Consider the following 4,998-nt stretch of genomic DNA (forward strand, 5'->3'; position numbering starts at 1 on the left):
GGATGCGTACTGGTAACGGTACCGAGGGTTCGAACCCCTCCCTGTCCACCACCAAAAGCCCTATTTTAGGCACTTTCAAGAAATCATAAAATCCCCCGACATACCCCCAACCAAGAATAAACACTAATCTATCTATCAAAATTAACAAAACTTGTATCCAAATCAAGAAGCGCACGCATCTCAGCCCTATCTTTTATTTTTAATTTCAAATTTTTCTTTTAGCTCTTTAAGCTCAGTTAGGTTTTGCTCCGACTTATCAATCAATTCGTCAAATGCCAGGCCTTTCATTATTGTCTTATAGAGATTTGGTTTTTTATCTCTCCAATTTCTAATAGTTTTAACATCAATATCCAAAAATCCCGCCATATCTCTTTGAGTCATTTCTTTGCCTTTTTAAAGCAAAAATTACAAAACTTCCATTGATGTTACAACAAGCCCAAATAACCCTATTATTAAAAATAATAAGAGAATATATCCCTCTTTTTAATTTTAAGCAGGTATTATTTACTTTTTTAAAAGTAAAAAGAGGGAAACTATGATTTTAAAAATAATCCAGCACATGCAAGAACTTCTAAAAAATAGTGAAAGATTTTGCGACAAAGAGGGAAATCTATTTTTCCATAATATCCTTGAATCGGTAGAAAATATTGACGCTGAGTTAATCAAGCTGCTTGTAAGAGATGAAAAAGCAAAAAAGCAGTTCTTTACAAAAATAGAAGATGTTTATGTACTCGACCAAAACAAGCTTATAGAATTTTTTACCATGAACGAGTTTTCTAAAAACTCATACACAAGCTATACCAACAAAATAGGGCTTATAAAAAAAGACAGTTTTATCAAAAAATTTGACGATGTCGTGCTTGCATGGCCGTATAAAGACTGCATTTTAGAGGGCAGACAGAGCAAGGATAATGATAAGAAAAATGAGGTTTTTTACAACGAAATACTAAGCCGCGATGAGATTGACAGACTTTTTGAGCCAAAGGCGTTTACGAATATAAAACGCTTCACAAAAGACGGCGTAGAAGAAAATCCGCAAATGCGTGAAGATGACAACCTCATCATAAAAGGCAATAATCTTATAGCGCTTCACTCTCTAAAGAAAAAGTTTGCGGGGAAAGTAAAACTTATCTACATCGATCCCCCCTACAACACTGGAAATGACAGCTTCAACTATAACGACAGATTTAACCACTCCACATGGCTGACTTTTATGAAAAATCGCCTTGAAGTTGCAAGGGAATTTTTGAGTGAGGATGGCGTTATATTTATTCAGTGTGATGATAATGAACAAGCTTATTTAAAAGTGCTTATGGATGAGATATTCGGAATAAATTGTTTTATTTCAAATTCAATTGTTATTATAAACAGGGGAGGCAGGGATTATGGAGGAATTGCAAAAACTCACGAATATTTATTAATTTACTCAAACAATGCACTAAAAGAATTAAATTTCATTGATGATAAAGAAAAAAAATTTGACTATGAAGACAACCAAGGTGGATTTAATTTAATGGAATTAAGGAATAGAAATATTTTATTCAATGATAAAAATAGACCTAACTTATGTTACCCATTTTATGTTAATCCAAATAGTAAAGATAACAATTCTTTACTTGAAATTTCATTAGAACCTAAAGAGGGATTTGTCGAGCTTATGCCATTAAAATCTCAAGGTGTTCAAACTGTTTGGAGATGGGGAAAAGAAAAATCGCTTGCAAATATAAACGGTGAAATAAAAGGTAAAGAAAAAGCAGATGGTGGTTTTATGATAGTACAAAAATATCGAAAAACTACCAGCAGACAAAGAAGTGTTTGGGATGAAAAACCGTTTGTAAACGAAAGGGGAACTGAACATATAAAAATGTTGTTTGGCGATAAAATATTTGCCTATCCAAAATCTGAATTTTTAATTGAAAGAATCATTGAAATTTCAACACAAGAAAACGACATTGTCATGGATTTTCATTTAGGCAGTGGCACAACCGCCGCCGCAGCCCACAAAATGAACCGCCGGTATATCGGTATTGAACAGATGGACTACATCGAAGATATAGCGGTCGAGAGAATGAAAAAAGTTATAGAGGGTGAGCAAGGCGGAATCAGTAAGGCTCTGAATTGGCAAGGCGGCGGCAGTTTTATCTACGCAGAACTCAAACAAATCGATACTTTCAAAGATGCCGAAATAGGAAAGCTAAATAAAAACATGCACTATCTTCCTATTGCAGAGATAGAAGATGCGGAGTATAAAATATCAGAAGAAGAGATAGCGATAAACAAAAAATTCTACGGAATTGAAAATGAGTAATCTTTTATATCAAAGCATAGAGAGTGCTTTTGAGTATGTAGAAAAACCCGAGATTCCAAAAAGTATTGCAGAAAACATAAAACAGCAGCTGCGACCCTACCAAATAAATGCATTAGAGAATTTTATCTTTTACATGTCAAGTAAAAAACATAAAGAGATTCCAAACAAACACCTCCTTTTCCACATGGCAACGGGGAGCGGAAAAACGAACATCATCGCTTCCTCTATTTTGTACCTTTATGAGAGAGGATATAGAGATTTTATATTTTTCGTAAACACAAACAACATCATCACAAAAACAAAAGCAAATCTTGTAGATAAATACTCCTCAAAGTATCTCTTCAAAGAAAAGATATTGATAAACAACCAAGAAGTAGTCATAAATCTCATCGACGATACATTTGACAGCTCAAAGAGCGATGATATAAATATCCTTTTTACAACGATTAACAAACTTCATAATGACCTTGAGAGCGCCGTAAAAGAGAACTCGATCACTTACGCCGACTTTAAAAATAAAAAGCTAGTACTCATCGCCGATGAGGCGCACCACTTAAACGCAAATACCAAAACCGAAAAAGAGACAGAGCAAAACTGGGAACAAACGACAAAAAATCTTTTAAACACCAACAAAGCGAACATTTTGCTAGAGTTTACCGCTACGCAAGATCTCGAAGACAAAAAGATAGGAGCGAAGTACAGAGATAAAATCATCGCCGATTATCCGCTTGTAAAGTTTCGTCAAGACAGATACTCCAAAGACATAAAACTAATCAGTGACGCTTTGGATGACAAAAAGCGGATTTTATCGGCGGTGATGGTAAGCGAATACAGAAGGCTTATCGCTCAAAGAGAGCTTAACGTGAGTATAAAACCCGTCATAATGTTTAAAACCGTAAAAAATACCGAAAATATTGATGCCGTGTTCGATACGTTTGTAAAGCTTATAGAAAATTTGAGGGAGAACGATATTGATGAAATATTTAAACTCTCAGATATAAAAGCGATAAAAGAACTCGAAAAAATAGTGAGCGATAAAAAAGTTTTTGTGCAAAATATCAAGTACGCTTTTGAAAAATCAAACTGTTTGGTCATCCACTCAAAAGTAAAAGATAAAGATGAAAAACTAAAAAATCTAAACTCTCTTGAAGATTCAAAAAATAGGGTCAGAGCCATTTTCGCGGTAGATATTTTAAATGAGGGTTGGGATGTTTTAAATCTCTTTGATATCGTCAAACTTGATGAGATGCAAAAAAATACAAAAAGCACGATAAGCGAAGCGCAACTCATAGGGCGAGGAGCAAGATACTTTCCGTTTGAATATGAAGAAGAAGACAGATATAAAAGAAAGTTTGATACGGATTTTGAGAATCCTTTGAAAATTTTAGAGGAGATGCACTTTTACAGCGTAAATCAAAGTGATTATATAGCATCTCTTACAAAAGAGCTTAAAAAAATCGGGCTTCTCGATGATACAGATAACGAGCCTAAAACTGTTGAGCTAAAACTAAAGCAGAGCTTTTTAGAAGATGAGATTTACAAAAATGGAGTCATTTTCGTAAACAAAAAAGTTGCACAAGACAAAAGCGCAATAATAAGCATCAGTGACTATATATCATCATCTTATAAAACGCAGAAAAGGTATATTGACAACACGACGCATGAGTTAAAGGTATTTGACGAAGAGATAAAAGAGGCAAATTTTAACAAAACGGCGAAATATAAAATCAAAGAGCTTGATAAAAATTTAGTAAGAGTGGCCATAAATAAAAAACCGTTTTTCTATTTTAACAACTTGAAAAAATACTTTGTAAATCTTCAGAGCATAAGCGAATTGATAGAGAGTGAGAACTATTTGGGAAGCGTCGAGTTCGGTTTTTTCACGACAAAGGAGTTTGCGCTTGAGGACGAGGTGAAGATAAAATTTCTGCTTGAACTTTTGGACCATATTGAGAGCAAGATCATAAAAAATGCAAAAGAGCATATAGGCAGCCGTGAGTTTTATCCTGTGCGAATCAGCTCAAAAATACCTCCTAAAAAAACCGTAAAATTCAAAGACAGCGACAGCCGCATTGATGTTCTGGATGATTGGTATGTTTTTGAAGCACACGGCGGAACAAGCGAGGAGAGGCATTTTACTGACTTTATACTCAAAGTCTCAGATGAATTAAAAGCAAAATATAAAATCGTAAAACTTATACGCAATGAAAAGGCATTTGAGATTTACAGTTTTGACAAACTGCGCGACGGGGCGAGATTTGAACCTGATTTTCTATTGCTTTTAAAAGACAAAAATGATTGCTATCATCAAATATTTTGCGAGCCGAAGGGCGATTGGACAAAAGACGCAAAAGATGGTTTTGAAAACTCTTCTGAGAAGTGGAAAAATGAGTTTTTAGAGGATATCACGAAGCTTACGGCTCAAAATAGTTTAGTGCTCGAAGACATCAACGAAAACGGGCTTAAACTTTATGAGAATGCATGTTATAAACTTTTTGGACTTCCATTTTACAACTATGCAAACGAGAGCGAATTCAAAGAGAAGTTTGCGGAATTGGTTTTGTAAACAATCTGTTTCTGCAAGCGTGATTGTGAAGCATGAGAACGAGACAGAAGAAAGATGTGTTCAGGTGACTAAACCATTAAATTTCTTATAAGCCCTCAGCGCGTCAGAGGAAAGTGATCCTTTC

The 4,998-nt window shown here is 34.7% G+C and carries 3 protein-coding genes; 2 read left to right on the top strand and 1 reads right to left on the bottom strand.

Annotated features, from left to right (window positions below; all coding sequences use genetic code 11):
- Positions 1–186: 186 nt before the first annotated feature.
- Positions 187–381, bottom strand: a complete 195-nt coding sequence (locus IBX42_RS11160) for a hypothetical protein (protein WP_294932946.1) — start codon at positions 379–381, stop codon at positions 187–189.
- A gap of 154 nt (positions 382–535) precedes the next feature.
- On the opposite strand from IBX42_RS11160, the gene IBX42_RS11165 reads away from it, so the two are divergent.
- Together IBX42_RS11165 and IBX42_RS11170 are read left to right on the top strand one after the other, a co-directional pair.
- Positions 536–2,308 carry a site-specific DNA-methyltransferase gene (locus IBX42_RS11165; RefSeq protein WP_294932948.1) on the top strand — a complete coding sequence of 591 codons (1,773 nt, stop codon included), beginning with the start codon at positions 536–538 and terminating at the stop codon, positions 2,306–2,308.
- A complete protein-coding gene (locus tag IBX42_RS11170; protein WP_294932950.1) occupies positions 2,301–4,874 on the top strand; it encodes a DEAD/DEAH box helicase family protein in 2,574 nt (857 codons plus the stop codon). The genes IBX42_RS11165 and IBX42_RS11170 overlap by 8 nt, the downstream gene beginning before the upstream one ends.
- Positions 4,875–4,998: the final 124 nt, after the last annotated feature.

Origin of the sequence: Sulfurimonas sp. (genome assembly GCF_014859695.1) — a bacterium.
GTDB lineage: Bacteria > Campylobacterota > Campylobacteria > Campylobacterales > Sulfurimonadaceae > Sulfurimonas.

Excerpts from the sequence above, each read along its gene's own strand:
- IBX42_RS11160 (WP_294932946.1), bottom strand. The coding sequence starts at position 381 with ATGACTCAAAGAGATATGGCGGGATTTTTGGATATTGATGTTAAAACT.
- IBX42_RS11165 (WP_294932948.1), top strand. The coding sequence starts at position 536 with ATGATTTTAAAAATAATCCAGCACATGCAAGAACTTCTAAAAAATAGT.
- IBX42_RS11170 (WP_294932950.1), top strand. The coding sequence starts at position 2,301 with ATGAGTAATCTTTTATATCAAAGCATAGAGAGTGCTTTTGAGTATGTA.